Origin of the sequence: Pseudoalteromonas sp. DL2-H2.2, assembly GCF_021532535.1 — a bacterium.
Lineage (GTDB): Bacteria > Pseudomonadota > Gammaproteobacteria > Enterobacterales > Alteromonadaceae > Pseudoalteromonas > Pseudoalteromonas rubra_A.
Genome location: NZ_JAKGBD010000013.1, coordinates 41,836 through 66,171 on the forward strand (window position 1 = coordinate 41,836; position 24,336 = coordinate 66,171).

The 24,336-nt window shown below is 44.2% G+C and carries 8 protein-coding genes; 1 reads left to right on the forward strand and 7 read right to left on the reverse strand.

All coding sequences use genetic code 11. The features are described 5' to 3' along the window. The first annotated feature begins 75 nt into the window (after positions 1-75). Positions 76-3,954, forward strand: a complete 3,879-nt coding sequence (locus L1285_RS18810; RefSeq protein ID WP_235413700.1) for a two-component regulator propeller domain-containing protein — start codon at positions 76-78, stop codon at positions 3,952-3,954. Positions 3,955-4,281: 327 nt separating this feature from the next. Here the strand turns inward: L1285_RS18810 and L1285_RS18815 are convergent, their stop codons facing one another. The 7 genes from L1285_RS18815 to L1285_RS18845 all read right to left on the reverse strand — a co-directional run bounded on the left by L1285_RS18815 (position 4,282) and on the right by L1285_RS18845 (position 24,333). Next, complete coding sequence (locus tag L1285_RS18815) at positions 4,282-5,181, reverse strand: hypothetical protein (protein WP_235413701.1); 900 nt, start codon at positions 5,179-5,181, stop codon at positions 4,282-4,284. Further along, positions 5,175-9,944, reverse strand: a complete 4,770-nt coding sequence (locus tag L1285_RS18820; protein ID WP_235413702.1) for an RHS repeat-associated core domain-containing protein — start codon at positions 9,942-9,944, stop codon at positions 5,175-5,177. Before L1285_RS18820 ends, L1285_RS18815 begins: the two co-directional genes overlap by 7 nt. Positions 9,945-10,001: 57 nt before the next feature. Beyond that, on the reverse strand, positions 10,002-12,518 hold the full coding sequence (locus L1285_RS18825) for a hypothetical protein (RefSeq protein WP_235413703.1): 2,517 nt from the start codon (positions 12,516-12,518) through the stop codon (positions 10,002-10,004). A 604-nt stretch (positions 12,519-13,122) separates the two neighbouring features. After that, positions 13,123-13,545: a hypothetical protein gene (locus L1285_RS18830; protein ID WP_235413704.1), complete on the reverse strand. Its 423-nt coding sequence runs from the start codon at positions 13,543-13,545 to the stop codon at positions 13,123-13,125. After that, on the reverse strand, positions 13,546-18,387 hold the full coding sequence (locus L1285_RS18835) for an RHS repeat domain-containing protein (RefSeq protein WP_235413705.1): 4,842 nt from the start codon (positions 18,385-18,387) through the stop codon (positions 13,546-13,548). 354 nt (positions 18,388-18,741) lie between these two features. Then, positions 18,742-21,675, reverse strand: a complete 2,934-nt coding sequence (locus tag L1285_RS18840) for a hypothetical protein (RefSeq protein WP_235413706.1) — start codon at positions 21,673-21,675, stop codon at positions 18,742-18,744. A gap of 600 nt (positions 21,676-22,275) precedes the next feature. After that, positions 22,276-24,333: a fibronectin type III domain-containing protein gene (locus L1285_RS18845; RefSeq protein ID WP_235413707.1), complete on the reverse strand. Its 2,058-nt coding sequence runs from the start codon at positions 24,331-24,333 to the stop codon at positions 22,276-22,278. Between the last annotated feature and the right edge of the window lie 3 nt (positions 24,334-24,336).

A 24,336-nucleotide genomic window follows, 5' to 3' on the forward strand; every position in this document is an offset into this window, starting at 1 on the left:
TACCGTGCCAGTTTATCTATACTGGATAGGCATATACCGGTATTACCTCAGCGTATTCAATCTGGGGGAGCATAAGTGATTCGATTACCAAACCAGCGGCGCGTAGTGGCTTTATTATTACTGCTATGTAGTTATCTGATGGCCGCTCAGCCCTTTGCAGCAACTGAGACAAGCACAAACCCGTCGCAACAACCGGCGACCGGCAACTCTTTTTTCGAACTGGGCGAATTAATTTTTCAGACCATAGGCGACAACGAACAAATTCCTCAGGGGGTAGTTACCGCACTGGCACAGGACCGGGAGGGGTTTATCTGGATCGGCACCCAGTTTGGTCTGCTGCGCTTTGATGGCTACCGCTTTGTGTCATTTCTGCATGACCCGAAGGATGATACCAGCCTGTCCGGCAGCTTTATCAGGTCATTATGGGTGGCGCCGGATGGTCGGATCTGGATAGGTACTTTTGCTGACGGAATATCCGTCTACAACCCTGCAACAGGGCGCTTTAAACGTTATGAGCATACCCGCTCCGATAACAACAGTCTGTATAACAACACGGTACGTGCGCTAACCGGAGATGATCAGGGTAACATTTACGCCGCAACGGATAACGGCCTGAATCACATCGAGGCCACCACTGGCCGGGTCTCGCGGCTCAAAATAACCGGCTGCGATCAGCCACTTATCCAGCAGCGCCTGCGTTCACTGTTACTCAGGGGCGTAAACACACTTTGGGTGGGCAGTAAAACAGGCCTCTGCCGCGTTACCTTACCAAACGGGCACGCCTCCGGGGAGGCCAATTGGCAGCAACCACTGCGTGGTGAAACCCTGGCCGCATTTAACCAACAGAATGTGTTTCGCCTGTTTCAGGACGCCAATCACGCTATCTGGGTTGGCACCACAGATCATGGCGCTGCTTTTTTCATGCCGGGCTCGGATCAGGTAACCCGTATCCACCATCGTCCTGGCGATCCAACCAGCCTCAGTCACCACTGGGTGAATGGCATTATACAGCCAGATCCCGATCATATCTGGCTCAGCACCTCCGGAGGCGGGATCACTGTGGTTAATGCCAACAGCGGTGCGGTGATCCGACATATTCGCCATGATCCGCTTAACCCCTATAGTATCAACCTCGACTCTATGGGTGCCCTGCTTGTTGATGCCTCCGGGTTGATCTGGGCGGGCACCTGGGGCAACGGGCTGAATCGCCATAACCCGCACAATGGTGCGTTCAGAACGTTTGTCCGGCGATTGTCCTACCCCCACTCGCTCAGTCATGAAGATGTCCGCAGCATCACGGAGCTGGACAATGGCCAGATCTGGGTTGGTAATGCACAAACAGGGATCGATATCATAGATCCCAGCATTGGCGTTATAGCTGGTCACCGGCCTGATCCTAGCGATCCAAGCAAGCTCGCCGACGGCTATGTCCGGGTGATCCGGCAAACCTTTGATGGCAGCATCTGGACCGGCTCGGCCAATACCGGATTGCACCATTTCGATCCTCTGAGTCAGCAGTTTACACGTTACAGCAAAGCCGATGGTCTGCCCGGTTATCAGGTTGTGATGTTACAGGAAACCGCCAATGGCCGGCTGTGGGTTGGCACCGACGAAGGGTTAGCGCTGATGGACATTCAAACCCGCCAGTTACAGCCATTAAGCGCCTTTAAAAATCATACCCTGCTAGCAGGCAAGCCGGTCCTGACGATGGCCTATATGGCCCCGGACCTTCTGTGGGTCGGCACCCGCATTGGTTTATTGGTACTTGATCTGAAGGCGAAAACCGTGACCGAGATCAGTCCCCGGGCACAAACCACTGACACACTCTCAGACAATTATATTAAAAGCTTGCTGGTTGATAGTCAGGGACGCCTGTTGGTCGCGACCCCGCACGGGCTAGACAGACTGGTTCACTTCGATGGCCATCAGGCACAATTCGAGTCACTGGATCAATTGACGGGCAGACCCACAGGTACCGCAGGGAATCTGATGGAAGATGCGCAGGGACGGATCTGGAATGGCTATGGCTGGCTGGACCCGTCAGCGAAAACCTTTGAAGATTTGGGCGTTGCCGATGACTGGGACACCGGGACCATGTGGACGGGTTCCTATACTAAACTGCGTGATGGCACGCTGGTGTTTGGTGGCACAAAAGGGATCCTGTTGCTGCGCCCCGAGCGCTGGACGCGTTGGTCTTATCACCCGCCACTGGTGATAAGCGAGCTTGCTGTCAATAATCAGCCCGTCACAGTACCCAAACAATTGGTGCTACCTCCCAGCACCCGCAGCTTTTCGGTCGAATTTGCCGCACTGGACTATACTGCGCCACACAGCAATCGTTATGCCTATCAGCTGGTCGGTTATGACGAGCAATGGATCCCGGTCGATGCGAGTAAGCGCCATATTACCTACACCCGCTTGCCACCCGGTGACTATCAACTTAAGATCAAAGGCAGCAACCGCAAGGGACAATGGAGCCAGCACCAGTTAAGCCTGACAGTAACCCAGTTACCGGCCTGGTATGAAACCTGGTGGTTTCGCCTGGGGCTACTGCTGCTGATCACCTCTTTGTTATACCTCGCGTATTTATGGCGAATTAAAGAGCTCAAACAGCAACAAGTCGCCCTCGACAGCCTCGTGCAATCGCGCACCGCCAATATCTCAATGCTGGGCACCATAGGCAAAGACATCACCTCTACGTTAGATCTGTCGTCGGTGCTGGAGCGTGTCTACAAACACGTGAATGAGTTGATGGGCGCAGACGTCTTTGTGGTTGGGATCCTCGACCGTGAAAATCAGCGCATTTCCTGTCGACTGGCAATTGAAAAAGGGCAAAAGCTACCCGAATTTGAATATGCCTTGTCCGACACCCAGCGCCCGGCTGTGTGGTGCGTCACCCAGCAAAAAGAGCTCAGGGTCAATCAGATCAGCGAGCTGACGCAGTACGTCAACCACATTGCAGCGCCGGTCAGCGGCGCCGAAAGTGAGTCGCTGGTTTATCTGCCGCTGATTATTGATACCCGGATCATCGGCTGCTTGACCGTGCAAAGTTTTCAGCCGCATGCATTTAGCGACAACGATGTACAAATGCTGCGTACGATCGCTAACTATACCGCCATTGCACTGGCCAACGCCGATGCCGTGGCGCGGCTTGAAAGCACCTTCAACCAGTTGCAAACCGCCCATGAAGACCTCAAAGTTACTCAACAACAACTGGTACAGCAGGAAAAAATGGCCGGCCTTGGCCGCTTAGTCTCTGGCGTTGCCCATGAGATTAACACTCCGCTTGGCATTGGCATAACCGCAGGCTCATACGCCAGCAAAGCACTGGCAGAGTGTGAGCAGAAACTGGCCAGTGGCAAGCTCAGCAAAGACCATTTGGAGCAGTTTTTTGCCACCTTGCAAGAGAGCCTGCAACTGCTTGAGTCGAATCTGGGTCGTGCAGCCCAGCTGGTGAAAAACTTTAAACAAGTGGCGGTTGATCAGTCCATAGAAGAGCTCAGCACCATCAACCTGCCGGATTATCTCAATGATGTGTTAACCAGCTTGCACCCCAAGTGGAAGCACACTCAGGTCACAGTGAAAACCGACTTTCCGCCCGAGGCTCGCTTATCGACCTACCCCGGCGCAATTGCCCAGATCCTCACAAACCTGGTCGACAACGCCATTAAACACGCCTTTGATGAAGGTACACAGTCCGGCACCATCCGCATTACCATAGAGGACACACCAGAGCAGCTCACCTGGATTGTTACTGACGACGGCGCCGGCATGAGCGAAGAAACACGGGATAAAGTTTTTGAACCCTTTTACACCACCCGACGCAGTCATGGTGGCACTGGGCTCGGGATGCACATTGTATTTAATATTGTGACGCAAAAGCTCAAGGGCACCATAGAATGCCACAGTGAGCCAGATCAGGGCTGCCGCTTTACACTGGTGCTACCCAAATGATGTTGGTTGGCCACTACAGGCCACCATTTCAACGACAAACAACGAAAAGATACAGTTACCAAGCTGTTAAAAGTTACCTAAAAAATCATGCGCCAGTTGGCTAGAGAAGATTTATGAACACCCTCGCAAAGGCCAAGAGGCGATAGTCGAATTTGAAGATTTTGAACTGTTGAGGAACGGCTTTAGTCCTAAGCAAATTAAGCAAATGAACCGCAACTCTGGGTAAACTTCATTAGATTTGGATTGCCTCCCAAGCTTGCTACCCCAGAAAAAGCAAAGTCCCAAAGCCAGAAAAAAGCCCCGCTCTCAGAGAGCGAGGCTTTGGATTCAAAAATTATTTGTCCGTAATAATATCTCTTTACTAGTAGATTTTCTAATTTCTTCCAAGCTATGAGAATACGACTTTTTTCTATCGAAAAAGAGGCTACTAATTCTCATACCTACAAGTTCAGACAAGTCACCGTCCATTATCGTAGTCGAAGCTATTCGTAATTTTTGAAGTTTACTCAGCGTTGAAATGCCAGAAATAGATTCAATGTTCGCACAATTCTCAATTACTAAACTTTCCAACCCAGATAAAGTGAGCAATTTCGATAACCCTTTGACCTGTTTACACCCTTCTATTTCAATAGAAGAAAGGCTCAACGAAGCAATGGCATCAATGCTTTCCAATTTTCTACATTGATATAACGAAATAGAATTTAGTTGACTTAATTTTTCTAAACCATCTAAGGTCTTTAACTTGCTTGGTCTTATGAGGTCTAGCCTACTGATGTTTAGTGGTAAGAAATCAGTTAATGACTCCTCTTTAAACCCACTCAATAATAGAACCTTAATTGAACTGCTTTCAGCAATATTTTTTAAGCAAGGTTTCCAGTCGATCCGAACATCTTTTAAGTTACAAAGTCGTGAAGCATTAAACCCAATCTTTAATCTGGGGCACTCTAAATAAAGAACTTCTAGATTCACTAAATCGGATACTTTTGAGATATCTTTGATTGTCGAGTCAAAAATATATAACGCTTTAAGTTGGGTTAACTTTGACAAAAAATCCAATTGCTCATACTTCCAACCTAACCATTGACTTAGCATCAAAGAAACTACATTTTCTCGGTCAATAACCTCAGCAATTTCATCGTCGAAATTGCTGAATAATTGCATCTTTACTCCGTTTACTGAGTCATCATGTAATAGCTTATATTTGGCATTGCTTTCACTCACTAACATCCCCGCCTTCTACAAGGGTTAACTTTATTCGTAACTTTATCAGATTTTGCACCGTCACCGTCAGTGGCTTTATCCAATACTTTTTGTTCAAATTTTTCACGAGCTTCCTTACCACCACTGACTTTTGTAACACTTAGCTCTTTCACTCCATCTGTATCCAGCTTTCCTGAACGTTCATGCTGTTGTAGCCTTTTAAGTACATCTTTAGATTGACCTATATATTCTTTGTCGCCTTCTTTAAATTTATAGACGCCCTGAACTTCTGGTCGATCTTTAAGCGTTTGTTTCATAACCTGCTTGGCAGCAGCTTTGCTCAAGTTTTTAATAGTTGGTGCTGGTACTCCAGTTGCTGCTTCAAACGCTTCACCACCTGCTTCTTTTAAAATCCAAATAGCTAGCGGAACTAAAGGTATTTCTCCACTAGGGTCTGTATATTTGTAGGGGTTGTTATAAGTGTATGCATATCGATTGAATCCATGAACATTTTCACCACGATACATGTGCCCCAAGACATCAACTGGATCATTCGAATAGAAACGACCTATAACTGGATCATAGTATCGTGCCTGCATATAACTTAGGCCAAGCTCTTTATCGAACTTGTGTCCAGTATAGCCTATATCGTCCTTTGGCTGCTCTAGCGTTTCACCAAATGGGCGGTAATGCTGACGACTGCCTGCTTCTGATACTGGCGTTACATCGCCGTATTTGGCTATGAGTTTTTTGCCTAGGTAAATATAGTTAACGCCATCACCCGTTATTACATCGCCTTTTTCACGATACAGCAAAGTGCCATCCTGCGAGTATAAGCTATAGCTTGTACCACTTTGTTCCACTTGTTTAACGCGGCGATTATGACCATCGTATAGGTAGGTGTTATTTTTTGCTGAAGTAAGCTGGTTTGCTAAGTTAAAGTTAAGCTGGTAAGCGCCATTGTTGGTAATATTACCGCGCGTATCATAAACTAAGTTTGCATACTTGCCGTTAGTTCCTGCTCCCGTTACGCTGCTTAGACGGTTTGTTACCCTGTCATAGGTGTAACTCAGGTTTCTGTCTTTACTGGTATATGACTCAATATTCCCTAATGCATCATATTTAATACTGCTGTTGCCAATGGCCGTGCCGCCTTTGACAGAGGTCAATCTATGTAGATCATCGTAAACCAGACTGGTCAAGCTATAAGTGGGATGCACTTCGTCCAAAATAGCGGTGACATTACCCACCTTATCAAAGCTGTAGTCTAACTTGATGAGATTGTTAGTATCTCGGCTGTCCTGGATCACATCAGGCAGTAGGCTGGTTTGATCAAGGGTTAAACTATGTGTAACGTCATTACCATACGTAAAGCCCTTTAACATCCCATTTGCGTAGTAACTGGCACCTGTAGCAAATGTGAGTTCGACGTCATCTGTGCCTGCTTTATAGGTCACTGCGCGCGTAGGCTCACCATACCCATTTGGGCTAAAGTGTACCGATGTGCCGTCAGGGTAAGCCAAAAACTCACGTTGCTGTAATGCGTTATAACCATAGTCAACCTCTAAGTGAAGCTGCCCCTTGATGAGAAGCTGCTCAACCTCTAGTAAGTTTTGGTTGTTATAAGCATAGCTATGCGTGACATCTCCTGCTGTCAATCCAGTCAAATTACCATTGTTATCATGAGTATAAGTAACTGAAGGTGTGTTACTGTTTTCAGGGTAGTTAATCTTATATAGGTCACCAACGTTATCGTAAACATACTCAATTGCATCAGCTGGTTTTGTTGCGACACAATCAGTATCTGTAACCCCTTCTTTTTTCCAAATCATTTGCCCTAGAGCATTATGTCCTAATAATGTATTACCTACATCCGGGCGCGTAATCAAACAAAGCTGCTGGCTAGCGTCGTAAAGCCTCTTTTCGACGGCTGAGATTTCCGTTCCATTACTGTCATGCCCTGATTGTGTAACAGATTCCACCTGACCAAATAGGTTAACGGCTATACTTGTATCTACCTCTTCGGGTGAATCGATAAAGGTGGCAACCTTATATTCAGGAGCCCCAAATGCCTGATACGTTGTCGTGGTAACTTTAGAGAGTGGATCCGTCACTTTAATTTTATTGCCAGCTAAGTACTCATGCTTAGTCTCACCAAGGCCCGATACATCGACTGATTTGATGCGCCCTAACGCATCATAAGCCGTACTGCTCCCTTTTAATTCAGTACTATCCGTGCTAACAAATGAGGCAAAGGTCTGACGATTTTGATAATCATACTCAAAGTTTTGATAACGGATGGGAGTACTTAGATCTGCATTTGCAGTGTTATCTGTCGTTTTAGTCTGCGTTAGCCTTAGTAAACTATCGTAGGTTTCTACCGTTTCTAAAGAAGGCGTTGATTCACTGCATTCTTTGTCTTTATTTAGGGTGCAACGCTTAATCGTACGAGTATTACTTGTATCATCCCAGACAAATTTTGAGTCTAGCCATTTATTGGACACTTCATCAGTTAAGTCAATTGCCGTGATACGACCAATAGAGTCATAGTCAAACCATGTTGTTACGCCATTGAAGTCAGTAATCGATTCAACCCAACCGTTGCCATCAATGCTCTTTGTTAACGATACCTTCTTGTTACTATCATAACGCTCCGAAACAATCACTTCTTGTGGTTGATTCAACTTATAATTATTGAAAGAAAAATAAAGATTATCGACGTTATAGTCTACTCTTTTCAATGCGCCAAACGAGTGATACGACGTAAAGGTTTTCTTTAAATCGCCATGAACACTCAACGAGTGTTGAGCTTGAATATTTTTATTAGCACCAAATGCTTTGGTTTCATAAATGAACTTAGAAACTGTTTTTAGCTTATCTTGTTCCTTACCCACTTTAAGCAGAAGTGGCTGGTGGTAGTGGTGAGTATCAACATCATGAAAATAAGAATACTCTAAGTACCTCTTATTATTACCAAATGTATTTTCAAATTTCAGCGGCTTGTCAAAAGAGTCAAACTCTAACGTTTTGGTTACGAACGTATCGCCATTCGTTACTGTCTTTTTTGTTAGTATTTCAACGTTAACATCTGAAGTAAAATCTTTCCTTTGCTTCTCGAAAGATTCTGGGGACGAGCCTATATGGATATATGAATGATCCGTACCATAGCTACTAGGGCTATACCTATATTCAAATTCTGTTTTTTCAAGTAAGTGATTTTCGCTGCTGTAGGTTTCAACACTTATTAAGTTGTTATAACTTAATCCGTACTGTCGACTGTAAGTTCTCTGAGTATAAGAACCATCAGGTTTTATCTCACTTGTCATTTTGATGTGTTGAACATCGCTGTCACCAGCAAAGTGTCCATTGGTGTTATTGTATGTATAGCTCCAGTTTATCTCTTTATCATTAAACGTTATTTTCTTATTAGTTAAAGAAAATAAAAGGGTACTTTTGGGAAGATAATATTCCTGGTGTGGGCTGTTCGGATTGGTGGAATGAGGATTATGCATCTTAATTTTAGGTACATTTGTTTGTGCTTCACAGCGAGGGCTCCCAGTAAACGTACCAACAGCACCTTTAGGGTGTGTCATTTCAACCCAAACAAAAGCCCCCTCGCTTTGCACACAATTAGGGCCACCAACCGGCAATTGAGATAGTCTGCGAACAGTTTTCACCTCATCAGGGTAACTAAACTGCCATTTACTAGTATTAGGTAACTGAACGTTAGTTAAAAAGTCATACACTTTAGAACCTTCCTTAGTTCCTTGCGCAATCGTATAGACCCATTTCCTATTATTAAATGTCATGGAGCCTATATACTTACCATCATTAATAGTGGTGAATTCGACGTTTTGCTCATCAGATGTTGAAATAGATTTTAGCAATCCGTTATTAAAGTAACTAAACTCTATTGTATTGCCATATTTGTCTTCAATCTTTGACGGGTATAAAAACACATGCCTTTTAAGCATATTTATCTGATATGGATGAGAAGCAGGTTCACCTCCCACTGTTGGGGGAGGGCACTCACGCGTACATGGCTGCTTTGGGTACGTTGCCATTTTGTGAGTTGCATTGTCAGTTATTACGCGCTCAATATCAAAGTAGTAAGTCACTCCAGAGTTAGATACAACTTGAAAGCCTTCTTTGCCCGTTGTATCACTGGTATAACAAGATATTTTGGTATTACCTTTGGTCACCTTTGTGATCTTGCCTGACGCATCAGTCTTTTCTAATATTTTATAACTTTCACCATTTAACAATTGAATGGAGTCACCATTCCAGTAATGATCTTTTGTATAGATGTACGCTGTTGAGTCAAATACGCCTGTACTTTTTTCACGAATTTCGGTGTGTGAGAAGTAAGGTTTATTACTTATACTGGTAGAGCACCATGAGCCAGTTGCCCATGCTGCGCCCTTATGGTTTCCTTTCAGATCTTCCACATATACACTTCGAATGTGTGGTAATTTAAGACTCCAGTTGCCCAACTCTTTTGTCTGTATATGCCAGCTGTCTGGGTCTCTCATGGTACGAGCAATCGGAAATTCAAGCCCGCCATTTAATGTTAACACTAAATCTGACTGACTGAAGCTCGCAGCCCCACTGGCATAATCAATGCTATCACCAAATAAATCTGTACTTAACGTTGAGACCTCTGAGCTGTTATTCGTGTACTCTCTATAGTTATAACTAAAATCAGGAATTTTATCTTCAAACGTTTGCGCCCCCTTTGATATCACGACCAGTGCAATAAATCCTAGCCTAAATATTTTAGAAACTTTCAAAACTTTCTCCTTAACTGTGAGAGGCGTAATAAATCGCCTCCTCCAAATGCTGTACAATTATTGACTGTTAGTCTCTAAAATCGGACTACCTAATAAGTCGGTATGTATAAAAATGATTTTTTTGACAACTGGTAGAAACCGTTTTTCTGCGAAGGAAATATACTGTTGGTTATACACAGCCTTGGCACAAATTTTGGGTTTATTGCTATTGGCGTCAATGGCGATGGCTGCGATATACTTCTTCCATGTCACATTAGCTGCGTTGCAACTCGTTGCTTTTTCAACAATGGCATAACTCAATTCGGCGTCAGTGATGGGGTGGGTTATGGTCATTGACGTTTCGCCCTTGATTATTAAAGGCTTAACTAACTTGTTTGATACAACCAAATCAGCGCTCAAATACTCTGAAGGATTTGCAGGAAAGCGTTGAGTCTTGGCTTCGTCAACAAAGCACTCCCACTGCGTTGGATTACTGCGAGGCTCAACAAACAGATGCCTGCCGTTATCACCTTTAGAGGCGCGCCAGCGCTCTTCTGGTACACCATCTTTAATAGCTCTACATGCATGTACGCCTTCAATATCCCAATAGAATGTTCCCACTTCACCTAAGTCATAACGTGTTTTAGACCATTCAAAGCGCTTTTGAACTGGGACTACATCCATGCCATACGCGACAAAATGCTGACTAGTACCACACCCTACACCTTCCGGGTTACACGCAGCCACCTCGTAGTTGTTACGACCTAATGAGGCAACGGTAACAGATGCACTCATAGCAGAACTTCGCTGAATCTCCTTTCCATTTGCAAATACCACGTATACCACCCCAGGGACTTCACCTCCTGCATGCTCCCAATTTAACTGGATCTTTGCGCCCACTTTTGCAGTATTAACTGAGCCTGTTAAGTTGCTTACTGAACCCGGTGTTGTATAAAAGAAGATAGGAAGTGCTTGTGAGCGAGGCGCGCAGCCTCCCTGATTACACGCCTCTACACTATAAAATCGGCGACCATAGTTATTATGGCTAATGCTCTTACTGCGACTGCTACCTTGATAAACAAGAACATCGTCTTCGTATAGTCGATATCTATCCGCACCCGTTACCGCGCTCCAGCTAACCGCTATTGGCTTATTAACAGGCTGATAGCCGGCGTTAAAGGTGACTTGAGGTGAAGTACTTGGAGGGTCAATCGTGCCTGTTACCGTGTGTCGCTGAGATGTACCACACCCGGTACCTTGAGGGTTGCACGCTGCCACCTCGAAGGTGTTGCTACCCACTGAGGTAACCTCGACTGATGCACTCATAGCAGAACTTCGCTGAACCTCTCTTCCATTTGCAAGTACCACATAAACCACTCCGGGTACTTCGCCTCCTGCTTGGCCCCAATTTAACTGGACCCTTTCACCAACTTTTGCAGTATTAACTGAGCCAGTTAAGTTGCTTACTGAACCCGGTGTTGTATAAAAGAAGATAGGAAGCGCTTGTGATCGAGACGCGCAGCCTCCCTGATTACATGCCGCTACACTATAAAATCGGCGACCATAGTTATTATGGCTAATGCTCTTACTGCGACTGCTACCTTGATAAACAAGAACACCGTCTTCGTATAGTCGATATCTATCCGCACCCGTTACCGCGCTCCAGCTAACCGCTATTGGCTGATTAACAGGCTGATAGCCGGCGTTAAAGGTAACTTGAGGTGAAGCACTTGGAGGATCAATCGTGCCTGTTACCGTGTGTCGCTGAGATGTACCACACCCGGCACCTTGGGGGTTGCACGCTGCCACCTCGAAAGTGTTGCTACCCACTGAGGTCACCTCAACTGATGCACTCATAGCAGAACTGCGCTGAACCTCTCTTCCATTTGCAAGTACCACATAAACCACTCCGGGTACTTCGCCTCCTGCTTGGCCCCAATTTAACTGGACCCTTTCACCAACTTTTGCAGTATTAACTGAGCCGGTTAAGTTGCTTACAGCTCCTGGGGTGGTATAGAAATAAACTGGAATGGCCTGAGATTTGGAGGCGCACCCTCCTCGATTACAGGCTTCAACGCTATAGTAACGACGCCCGTAGTTGCTGAGATTTACAACAGTGCTTCTACCACCGCCACCATAGATATAGGTGCCATCCTGATATACACGATATGAAGTGGCACCGGACACGGCTCCCCAAGTAATGGTAAGCGGTTGATTTATCGGTTGATAACTCGAAGCCGGGCTTGCAACGGGTGAGTATGACGGGCTGGGGGGAAGTGGTTCTCGAACAATTCTGGTTGCTCTTAAATCTATACGATTTCCGCGATAGTCTTCACAAAACCAATGCGTCGTGTGTGCTCCTGCACTTGTGTATCGGTGCGGTCCTGAACGCCCAGAGGTAGCTCTTGGACTTGTATTTCCGCTGCTGTGTGCATAAGCCTGACAATACTTTGCCCCTTCAACATCCCAATAAAACGTTGTACTGTCACCTACATTAATAACTGAAGGCGACCAGCTAAACTGCTTTACGCTCATCTGAGCGTTTACTTGAAAGCTGCCAAGCAACAGTACTAACGCTAGCTTTTTGATATCCATGCTAATTCATCCAAATTTTTAAAAGCACAGGATTGTATATGAAGCTGAACAAAAAAAAAGCTTTTTTGGGAACTAACGGGCTTGAATGATAGTTAATTTGAAAAGCACCAGCCACTTTCTAACAATGTACTGTATCAAGTGTGACGATAGACCCTGAAATATCGAGCCTCCCATATCTTTCCAGCCTGTACATCCGGATAAGGTCTCCGACATGATAGGAAAAGATCAGTAAGGTCTAGAAGTTGGTTGATAAAAGAGCGCTTATCTTCAACATGTTCAAGATGACTAAATAACGAAACAGGAGTAAGTAGATAGTGATAAGGTGAACGCTAATGGATTAGTTCAAACAAGAACCGGGTAATATAGCCTTGTTACTAAGAGTGAAACTTCCTCTGATCTGTCAACGGCGTCTTAACAGGTTTGTAGATATAGAAGTTTTGGATCTAGTATCTCTTCTATTGTTTATAGTGTTGAAGTTACAAAGGACTTTATGCATAGCTCATATTATGGCAAAACGCACATCGAGCTTCTCATTGCGGATTGACAACAAAAAGCCCCGCGAGTGCGAGGCTTTAGATTCAAAAGTATTCAAATTAATATGTGATTAATCGTAGTAGCCATCTTTAAACAAAATAACACTCTCACAAACACTATTGGGCTCTTCGTCGAAGTTAGGAGCATAACCTCCAACCCCTAGAGAATATGAGGTAAATGATTCTCCTTCTAACTCAATTGCGTTATCAAGAGACTTAAGAAGCTTTACAATATCCTCAAAGCTGGAAGTAACTAAATCAATACCCTTAAAGTTTAGCTGTGCAGGTTCACAAAACTCTAATGCCTCTACAGTTGAAGAGCTATCGTAATATACAAACAAGCCAATATTTTCGTAAAAATCACAAGGGTGCGCAGCGGTAGGGGTCCTTTTAAATGACTTATAAGAGCTGTTGATCGCGTTTCGAGCATCATTCAACGACATTCCAAACTGAATCTCATCTATACCTAACAATGGTGTTACATTAAATTTCATTTATTTATCCAATTTATCGGTATAGTCCTGCATTTCTCTTATAGCAGAATCATACTTAGTTCCAAACTTAGATTGAACATCATTTACATCCATTTGCTGAGCTTCTTTAAACTGTCCATTATCAATCAATTGCTTCTGTTGCGCCCTATATGCTTTAGCTTCCTTAGAGTTCCCCCAGCTAGCTGTTTGCCTATGATCTGCCTTGTCCATAGAAATTGCAGGTCCTTTATTTTTGGATAAAGGGCTTACAGAATCAGCAGGCATATGGTGTGACTCATTTCCTTTTACACCTCTCACTTTACCATGCGCTCCACCACGATATAGCTTAAGTAACTTTTGCCCTTTTGCGATAGATTTAGCTGGGTTCAGTATTCCTTGTGCTGACTCCTTAATTGCACCACCAAGGTTTACAGAACCCGTAGTGGCATAATTAATTGCAGCTCCCATGGCAACATCTGCAACAAACTTAACAGCAAAATTTAAAAATTCGCCATTAGGATCAGTATACTTGTACGGATTATTATTGACGTATAAGTAACGGTTAAACGACATTACTGGGTTAGATGCAGTATACTCAACCGGATCATTCGAGTAGAAGCGACCTATGACTGGATCATAGTATCGTGCCTGCATATAGCTTAGGTCAAGCGCAGTATCAAACTTGTGGCCGGTGTAGCCTATATCATCGCTTGCTTCACCAATGGTTTCACCGTATGGGCGGTGCTGCATTGCCTCAGGATCTGTATTTAGCTCTACATCGCCATATTTTGCTATCAGCTTACTGCCCAGATAGATGTAACTGGTTCCATTCCCCTCGATCGAAGTCCCTTTTTCACGGTAAATCAGGGTGCCATCTTGGGTATATACCGAATAACTACCGCCATTATCTGACTGGTAGACGCGACGATGATGACCATCATATTTATACGAGAACCCACGCGCAGCAGCGATCCGGCCTGCCTGATTGAACGTTAAGCTAAATAGACCATTGTGGGTAATATTACCTTTACTGTCATAGTCAAACTTTGAGTACTTGCCCGACACACCAGACACGCTCGTTAAGCGGTTTTTAGTATAATCGTATGTATAGTCTAAATTACGATTTAAGCTGGTGTACTTTGTAATGTTACCAAAGCCATCGTAGCTCATGCTACTTGAGCCAGCTTTAGTACCACCCGTGGTTTCTTTGAGACGGTTTAAGCCGTCATATGTCAGTTTAGATAAACTATAACCTGGGTCGACCGCATTGGTAATTGACGTAACATTAGAGTTATTGTCATACGTGTATTTAAGATTAACAACATCCGCTGAATTTACGGAGTCTATAAGTGACTTTGGCTGCTGAGATGGGTGTAACTCCATAGAGTGAGTGACACCATTTCCATAGGTGAAGCTTTTTAGTAATCCATTTGCGTGATAACTCGCATTTTGCGCAAAATCAAGCTCTACTTCGCCTAGCTCATTATAGACACGCGCTTCTGTGGGTTCACCAAAACCATTTGGCTTGTGGCTGATTGTCAGCCCTGTAAAATCGGGATAAGTTGTATAGCTGCGGTGTAATAACGCATTATATTCATAATCCGTTTGCAGCGACAGGTTGGTACCTACGGTGACGGTTTCATCTTCGAGTAAACCTTGGTTGTTGTAGTTATACGTATGTGTTACGTCACCCGCTTTTAAGGTGGTCACATTGCCATTATTGTCTCTTGTATACTCTACATCTCCACTGTTATCCGCATAGTCAACCTTGTCTAAGTTACCCTGATTGTCATAAGAATAAGCAATCGCTTGGCTTGGTTTGGTTGTGGTACATTCAGCATCTTCTACACCCGACTTAGACCAGGTCAGCTCACCCAGGTTATTTCTGCCATAAATCGTCGTGCCCAGCTCAGGCCGTTTTAAAAGACACAAGTGTTTTGAAGACGTATACAAACGTGTTTCGGTAATCGTATGAGTGGTATTGTCCTTTTTAGATCCCGTTTGAGAAATAGTCTTAGTAATACCAAAAACATCAACATCAATATCCGTTGTGACACCTTCTGGTGACTCTATTTTGGTCGCGATTGAATAATCCGGCGCACCATAGGCAAGATAAGTTGTCGTTGTGCTATGAGTCTCATTATTCTCATTTTTACCTGCATCCGTAAAGCGGATCTTATTACCCTCAAGGTAATCATACTGAACCGTTCCCCGGCCAGTTGCTACCTCGGAAGTCTTGCGGCCAAAAGAGTCATAATAAGTACTTATGCCACCAGAAATGCCATCTAAGGTATCCGCTTTATAGGATTCAAATGTCAGTTGGTTATTTTTGTTATAACCAAACTTTTGATAGCGGCTAATTGTGCTATTTTCAGAAGTATCATGTGATGCTGTTGTTATGAGGCGCGTCAAGCCATCGTATGTCTCAACCGTTTTGAAAGTCGCCTCGTCAGTACATTCATCTCTATAACTATTCAAAGTACAGCGAGAAATAGTACGGGTTTGATGTTTGTCGTCCCATTCAACTAACGTACCCAACCACTGGCCATGAACCGCGTCACTTTCAAGCGCAATTGACACCAGATAGCCGTTGCCATATTTGTATTTGTAGCGTGTTTCAGTCCCGTTAAAGTCTGTGGCCTTTACAATCTTGCCAAACTCATCCACTTCCTGTGTGCGGCTAATAGTGCTGTCTGACTCAAGTGAGGGCACTGTAATGGTTCCGGGAGTCCCTCTTTTGTAGTTTAAATATTGCGTAAAGCGATTACCTGTACCAACGGCTCTTGCAGCATTATACTCTTCTTTCGCGAGGTTTCCTTTGGCAGTATACTCCGTATATCTGGTCACCCATGTACCAAATTTTTTATGCTCATACGGCAGACCCAACCCGACGTAATCACCATCTTGTGTTGTCTCATCATGATAGACAACTTCCGTCACCTTTTCGTATTTATCGCTGGTATCAGTATCAGATACTTCAACATACGTCGGCAAGCCTAAGATCCAGTTGCCAGTGTGATTATAGTATCCTAATTTTGTATACTTGTTATTTCCTGAAAACGTCTCTTTGATTTTAGTTGGGTAACCATAAATATTGTGTTGCAAGTATTCGGTCACATAGTCCTTACCATCTAATGTGATGGTTTTTTTCTTTACCGCGACAAGTGAAGTGAGTGACTCCGGTATATCTTCTGGAAAGTCTAAGAATTTAAAATCACCGATATTTGCTATTTGCTTATATTCAAACTTAGTTTTTTTAGTTTTACTGCTACTGGTGTCTGTAATAACTTCTTCTAGAAGCTGACCATGTTGAAACGATTTATCATCTGAGAAGGTTTTCTTTATGGTCTCATCTGCATTTGTAATCGTTACCTCAATCGCATCTTCTTTATCATAGCTAGTATCAGCATAATCAAAGGTTAACACGTCAATATCGGCTGTACCATTATTCACAGTTTTTTTATGCAGCTTAATATTTTCACTGTATGGATCGCGACGAAGCTTATCAAATACTTTATAGTCGTAACTGATGGTGCCGCCCGATGGCAGTGTTACTTGAGTCAATAAACGAGGGCCGTAATAATTAAATGCCGCGCTTTGCGATTCAATATCAAAATAGGCCTTCTTATCGTCAATCGTTCCCTCACCGTATTTATAGCCCCACTTTTTCCCGCCGGTTTTAACGCTTGTTAGGTAGTGACGCCCGTCTTGCGAGCTTTTTTCATAATCATAACGAATGAAAGTTTTATGAGTGTAAAAATCATAATCCCCCTCCCCCATTGAAATATTTTTGATACGCTCCCAGCCAGTCGCTGATGTAACAACAATATCATCCCCTGGCGTCCCATCTGGGTTCGGTGTTCCTGGAATAGTCTCTAATGATGTATCATAGTTGATCCTGATAGGCGTCTCATTCTCACGCAGTATTTGTACCAACCTTTGCTCTATGTAAGGTACATTGAAGTGTGATGCCATAGCCCCGATATCATTTCTTGGCATCTTTGAAAAGTTGAACACCTCATAAACGTACTGAACGCTTTCTCCATGCACATTTGATTTCTCTGAGGCCAGCATTGTCACAGTACCGGTATGAGCAAAGGATGAACTTAAGTAGCTTGGAAAAGCACTGAGCGCTTGTACCTTATCTATTGTATAAGTGACCCCTTGCGGTGACTTAACAATAAAACCGTTGCCATCATTTGTACATGAAGCAACCCAGTTATGGGTAGTTACCCATTTAGCTGTCGGATAACGAGTGGTATCGGTGTTTTTAAATAACTGTTGTGCTGGTTGACCAGGTATTTTCAGACGCATGCCCGACCAATACTTTTTGGCAATTTTATCACCACCGCTATTCAGCCATGAAGCTCTGCCATCGCCAGGGTATGGGTCTTTACAAATTCCCTGACGTGTTGTGCTGGTATGTTTTATGTATTTATCGTACTCAGCAGTGTCAAAGTCATAGATGTATGGTGTATCACCCATTCCATATAGAGGTCCCGTTGGGTCCCAACCGCGAACGATACCAAAAGGCACCGTGGGAATGATTATTCTTGGTATCTCCAATCGCCAGTTGCTCATATTGGCAACTTGACCGTTATTACCCCACACACGCTCAGAGTCGTCAAAGCTTCTTGAAAGCACAATGTCCAACCCCGGGTTACCAGGAATAACCGCATCAACGACTTCGTAGGATAAGCGCCCACTTTGTAAGTCGATTTTTTCTCCATACTGATTCTGATCATCAACCTTGAGATAATTTATTTTCTCACCCTGATATTCAGATGCCTCCATAGCATACGCTGAGTTGAATACCACCAGCGCTGAAAGGCAACAATATAGCCTGCTTTTTAATAATTCCATTCGCAATTTCTCTTCGCTCTTTACTTTAATTCTCATTTAAAAAATTATCACCTCTATCCAAAAAACGTTTAAACCCCTTTGAACAGCAAAATCTAAAACTTAAAAAACACAAAAAACAATCCACTTCATAAACACCAGCTTCATAAAACATGCACCGAACCACAAGAACAAAAAACTTGATATTATGAAACCAGTAGATTTAACAACTAATCTTACTTATCAAGCACCCATAAAACAAACAATAACAACTAGTTAACATCACTAAAAAAAGAAGATAAATAAATTGGAGGGAATGCCCCCTGTTGTCATTTTTTAAACAGCCCCTCATAAATCATTTTGAGGGGCTGCTTGCCTTTATTCCATTACCGTCTCGGCAACAGGGTTGCCGAGTAAGTCTGTGTGAATAAAGATCGTCTTATTTTTCGGGGTATATTTGATAATATAAGTCCATTGAGTACAGGTACCATCGCCAAAACATGCTTTAATCCTATAAAACTGATTCTCTGTTGGTACAATCTTATGGCGAGTATCGCTGCCTGCAAGGGTGGCAAAAGCACTCCACTCTAACGCTAATAAATCGTCACAGCTTTCTGCACAAACGGCACTTTCAATAACATAACTGGTTGCGCCAGACACTGTCTGCCAAGTTAACTCTTTTCCATTATTTTCTGGCGCAAAGTCTTCTGATATTTCAACGGTTCTGCGTACCACAGCGCTGCTTGTACAGTTGTCATCGTTTTTGTTACAAGCCTGCACTTTAATATCGAGTGATGTTGGGTCCGTCACTAAGAGTTCATGTGAATATTCAAGCTTTTTGGAGCCACCCGTATGCGGAATGTCGATACCTCGGCACTTATCTGTACCATCACTTGCGACACAACTGACCTTGAAATAGGCCCCGTCCCAGATCAACCCATCAGGGCGATTCCAGTCTATTTTGAGCGCTTGGTTTACCGATGGTGATGCGGGGGTTACCGAAACGACCGGGGCGCCAGGCTTAGCGAAAGACACAATACGGATCTTTTCACTCAACTCTCCACAACGATAGCCACCTGAGCTTGTCGCTGAACATGACGCAATTTGCAAGGTGTAAAACCCTTTAGCGCCCACATTTACGTCGACTTTGCCTTGCGTTTTAGCCGCGTGATCAACCTTCTTCGCAGCTTCACCTTCTGGGTAATAGTAGATATCGAAGCTATCCGCACCCACAATAGACTGAGCAAGGTTGACCGTCATCGTTGTATTTTGTGGGTAATAGAAATCCCACTCGACGTTGTAACTCGGGTCACCATGCCCAGGAGGTGTGGTTGACAAGGTTGTCTTCTTACTCACTGCACAGTGCGCATCAGATTTGTTACACGCCTTTACGTGAATATCTAACTTATCCGCATTTGGAACGGTAAACGTATGGCTATACTCAGTTTTATTTGAGCCACCTTGATGCGAGATTTTTTGTCCACAAGCTTCAAGCTTAGCGTCCGCTTTGCAGCTGACAAGGAAGTAGCCGCCAGACCAGATCAAGCCATCTGGACGATTCCAAGTAATTGTCGCCTGTCCATTTACCTCGGGCACTTGTGGTGTTACAGAAATGACAGGGGCTTGTGGGTTGTTAAACGACACAATACGGATCTTTTTACTTAACTCCCCACAGCGAGTGCTGCCTGAGCTTGATGTGGTACACGAGGCGATTTGCAACGTATGGTAGCCTTGCTCACCCACATTAATATCCATTTTGCCCTGAGCTTTTGAAACGTGCTTTACTTTTCTGACTTCACCACCCTCTGGGTAGTAATACACATCAAAACTATCTACACCGTTCAGTGACTGAGACAAGTTTACTGTCATCATACTGTTTTCTGGATAGTACAGATCCCAGTTTACGTTATGACTTGGATCCCCGTGCTGCGCAGGGTTTGTCGTAAAACTGCTGGTATTACTTGATGTGCAATACGAGGCCGTTTTGTTGCAAGCTTTTACCTGAATATCAAATTGGGCAATATCCTGTACAGTAAAGCGATGACTGTACTGTGATTTGTTTGAGCCTCCCACATGCGGAATACTCTGATTGCAGACATCTTTTCCTGTGTCGGTGACACAACTGAGCTTAAAATATGCACCTGACCAAATCATGCCGTTCGGACGATTCCAGTTGATGGTCACTTCCTCATTTAACTCAGGTGTATTTGGTGTTATCGATAGTATTGGAGCTTCAGGTTTAATAAATGACACAATAGTCCGAGCCTGGCTCTGTGCACTACATTGAGCACCGCCGGAGTTTGACGAAACACACGATGCCAACGCCAGATTATATTTACCAGCACTGCCAACATTAACGTCTATCGTTCGCTGAGATTTTGGCACGTGCGCATATAGCTGTGGCGAACTGCCATCTGCGTAATAGAAAACTTTGAAACTGTCAGCACCTTCTAAGGATTGTGGCAGTTTGACTGACATAGTCGTGTTTTGCGGGTAGTAAAAGTCCCAATCAACATTGTATCCTGGGTCGCCGTGAACCGCAGGAAGTACATAGGCAGAGCTAACATGGCTACCGGCGCAGTAGGAATCCGTCTTGTTACAGGCTTTTACTTGAATATCGTAGCCACTTACACTGCTTGCCGTGAAACTATAGGAGTAGGCTGATTTGTTCGACCCGCCAATGTGTGGAATATTCTGGTTACACACATCTGTCCCGGCGCTGTTTATACAGCTAACCTTGAAGTAGGCCCCTGACCAAATCATACCGCTTGGACGATTCCAGGCCACGGTTACCGTTGCGTTTTTACTTGGATAGACAGGGCTCACCGATGCAGAGGGGGCACTTGGGGTCGTAAAGATCACAACTCTACGGGGAGGGCTCTCGGCACTACACCCCGCACTGTTACAGGCCTTAATTCTGATATAGTTTGGCCCAGTTGATACTGAAGAAATATATTCCCAGGTACTGCTATAAAACGTACGACTCACAGAGGTGCTGGTTGAAGATGTGCCGTTATAGACCTGATAATAAGTAGCCCCTGCAATACTCGGGATCTTAACGCGCACGGAAGAACCTGCAGGGTGATATAAGTCCCAGTTCACATCAGGCTCACCCGGTACCGATGGAATAGTTGGACGTTCGGATAAATAGACGCCAACGCTGTTTGACTGTGCACAGCGACCACTGCTATCACAGGCTTCAACATAAAAAGTATGTGTACCTGGATAGTTTTGGATCCACCGACTAAAAGATGTACCAGAATAACCTGTTCTAAATGCAAATGCGCTTTGTCCTGGTTTGGCTACCCACAAATTAAAGTATGAAGTTCCACTTGGCTTAGACCATGACAAATATGTTGTATCTCCCAGATACATAGAGCTCTTTGATGAACTTAGATTTGGCGACTGAATAGCAAGCACATATTGACTGAAAAATAATGCTACTGATAAAAATAAAAACCTACACACGACATTTTCCTTTCAATACTTTTACTCCTTGGCACTCAAATAGATCCAGCTTCAAATCCACCCTATATTACTCCTAATTAATTGTTATTAAATTTAAAGCGCCAGTATAGCCACGCAAAAACCAAAAACAACCTTTTAGGTACAAACAATAGGCAAAGCATTGTTTATTAGCAGGCTTATATATTTAATCAAGAAGAAAAACCAAAAACGCTCAAATAGGAAACAAAAATACAGTAACGTAATACTGCATATTCACTATGGCTTTTCTCGCATATACATAACGTGCTCTTCGCGTTAATGATATTTTTTATCTGCTCACGTGTGAGGAAATTAGGCGAACGATGTTTCTGAGTTTATGTAGGACAAAGTACACATAGAAAGTCTGAGAGCACAGCCAAATACGTCCTTATAAAACGCTTTGCAATTGCTGTGCTCTCATTTTACCTATGGCTGAGTCGTCTCTGCGATTGGGTTACCAAGCAGATCAGTGTGAATAAATATCACGCGTTTCTGTGGTACTGTGTTTTCAACATACGTCCAGGACGTGCACACGCTCTCGCTGAAACACACTTTTATACGATAAGCGTTCCCCTCAGATTTCGATATATCATGCTTATCATGACTGCCATCCAGGGTCACAAGTGTAGACCAGCTCAACGAGGGCATATCACATGTCCGTTCACAAGTCGCATCTTCTATTACAAAATGCATTGCACCAGGTACCAGTGACCACACCAAATGTTGATTCTTAATCTCTGGCGAAAACTCGATATCCATAACATCAACAAGCGTTTCTGTTAGCCAACGATTCGTACAAGACGCTTTTAAGCCATTAACCACACGACAAGCCTGCGCGAAAAACTTATATCGACCAGGTTGTTCAAACACAAATTCATAGGTGCCCTTAGTGCCGTTGGCACTACTTGCAAGCTCCACCATATTTCTTTGCTCTGGGGCAAGTACAAATAGCGTTGTCATTAGCGGGGTACTTGGCTGACTTACAAACTCCCAAGTGATCTGCTCTGATTTGTTAATAAACGTACGCTTAGCAACGCCAACCTCGAGTTTTGAGGTATCCTCAGGTAATCCCTCGGTTAGGTACTGTGCTGTTGGCGCCGACCAGGCAGAACAGATTGCACTTCCTACATTCCCCTCACATGAGCGTATTTTGTAAGAACGCTGTCCCCCCTCCAGATTACTCCAGGTCACGCTATCGGCATGGATGATATATCGACCGGGTTCTGTCCAGTCATTGTCATTGTACTTGATCAAAATATCGTAATAATCAGCATTGGGAACCGCGCCCCACTCTAAAGTTGACGTACTGCCAGTGACTTGTACATTATGGATCCAAACAGGTATGAGCACCTTGTTTGATTCTCCAGACCAGGCACCACAGTTGGCTAGATTGTCATCACACGCGCGTACTTTATAGCTACGCTCACCAGAGGGCAGGTTCTCCCAACGAATACTGGTATCGTTGCTGGTGTAATTGCCAGGTGTAGTCCAATCTTTACCATTGTATTTTATTTGAATATCAAACTTACCGACTAAAGGTGTATTCCACACAACTTCAACACCATTGTTTGCAGTAAGCTGTGCCTGTGGAGCTTGAATGTAGTTCATCAAAGGAGATGACACCTCAGAATAATCAGAACAGCCCGCGCTATTACACGCTCTGACTTTATACCGTCTTGTACCCGATTCAAGGTCTGACCAACTGATACTAGTGCCGGTGTATTCGTAACGACCAGGCTCTGTCCAATCATTTGACTCGTATTTAATGCTGAGATCATAGTAGGTTGCACCATACGATGATCCCCAGGATACTTGTATTCTATTGCCATGTGCACTTGCTTGTGGCTTACTCGGACGCCCCGGAATGCTTACAATGCGGATCTCTTCAGAGGGCACAGATAGGCTCGAACATCCCACCGCATTACAGGCTTGTACTGAGTAAATACGCGCACCAGGATAGGCATCTTGCCACGCAATCTGGTTTGTTGTGCTTTCGTAATTTTCAACATCAGAAAACTCCGCATGCGACCATTGTACCTGTATCTTATAGTTTGTTGCCCAATCCACCTTGTTCCAGGTTACCAGAATATCTTTTCCCGTCAGTTGTGCATCAGGCTTGTTTGGTGCATTTGGTGTTGGCGTACTCACCCAATTCGAGGGGCTTGACCAGGACGAGCAGCCGTTTTCGCTATTACAAGAACGCATTCTGTAGTTGCGATTATTTAAAATTTCAGTTGGGTTTTCCCAAACATGTGAGCCGCCGTAGTATTTAAAATTTGACGTTCCCCAGCCACCATTTCCGTCTCGATACTGCAATTGGTAGTAGCTCGCACCAGAGGCAGTACCCCATGAAAGCGTTACCTTTTGCGCGCCCATTAATACAGAAACGTTTGCAGGAGTTGCAGGGATCGGTAAAGGCGTACTGATCCAGTTAGAAGCGCCAGACCAAGATGAACAGTTGTGCTCGCTGTTACACGCACGCATACG

Excerpts from the sequence above, each read along its gene's own strand:
- L1285_RS18815 (WP_235413701.1), bottom strand. The coding sequence starts at position 5,181 with ATGTTAGTGAGTGAAAGCAATGCCAAATATAAGCTATTACATGATGAC.
- L1285_RS18825 (WP_235413703.1), bottom strand. The coding sequence starts at position 12,518 with ATGGATATCAAAAAGCTAGCGTTAGTACTGTTGCTTGGCAGCTTTCAA.
- L1285_RS18830 (WP_235413704.1), bottom strand. The coding sequence starts at position 13,545 with ATGAAATTTAATGTAACACCATTGTTAGGTATAGATGAGATTCAGTTT.
- L1285_RS18835 (WP_235413705.1), bottom strand. The coding sequence starts at position 18,387 with ATGGAATTATTAAAAAGCAGGCTATATTGTTGCCTTTCAGCGCTGGTG.
- L1285_RS18845 (WP_235413707.1), bottom strand. The coding sequence starts at position 24,333 with ATGCGTGCGTGTAACAGCGAGCACAACTGTTCATCTTGGTCTGGCGCT.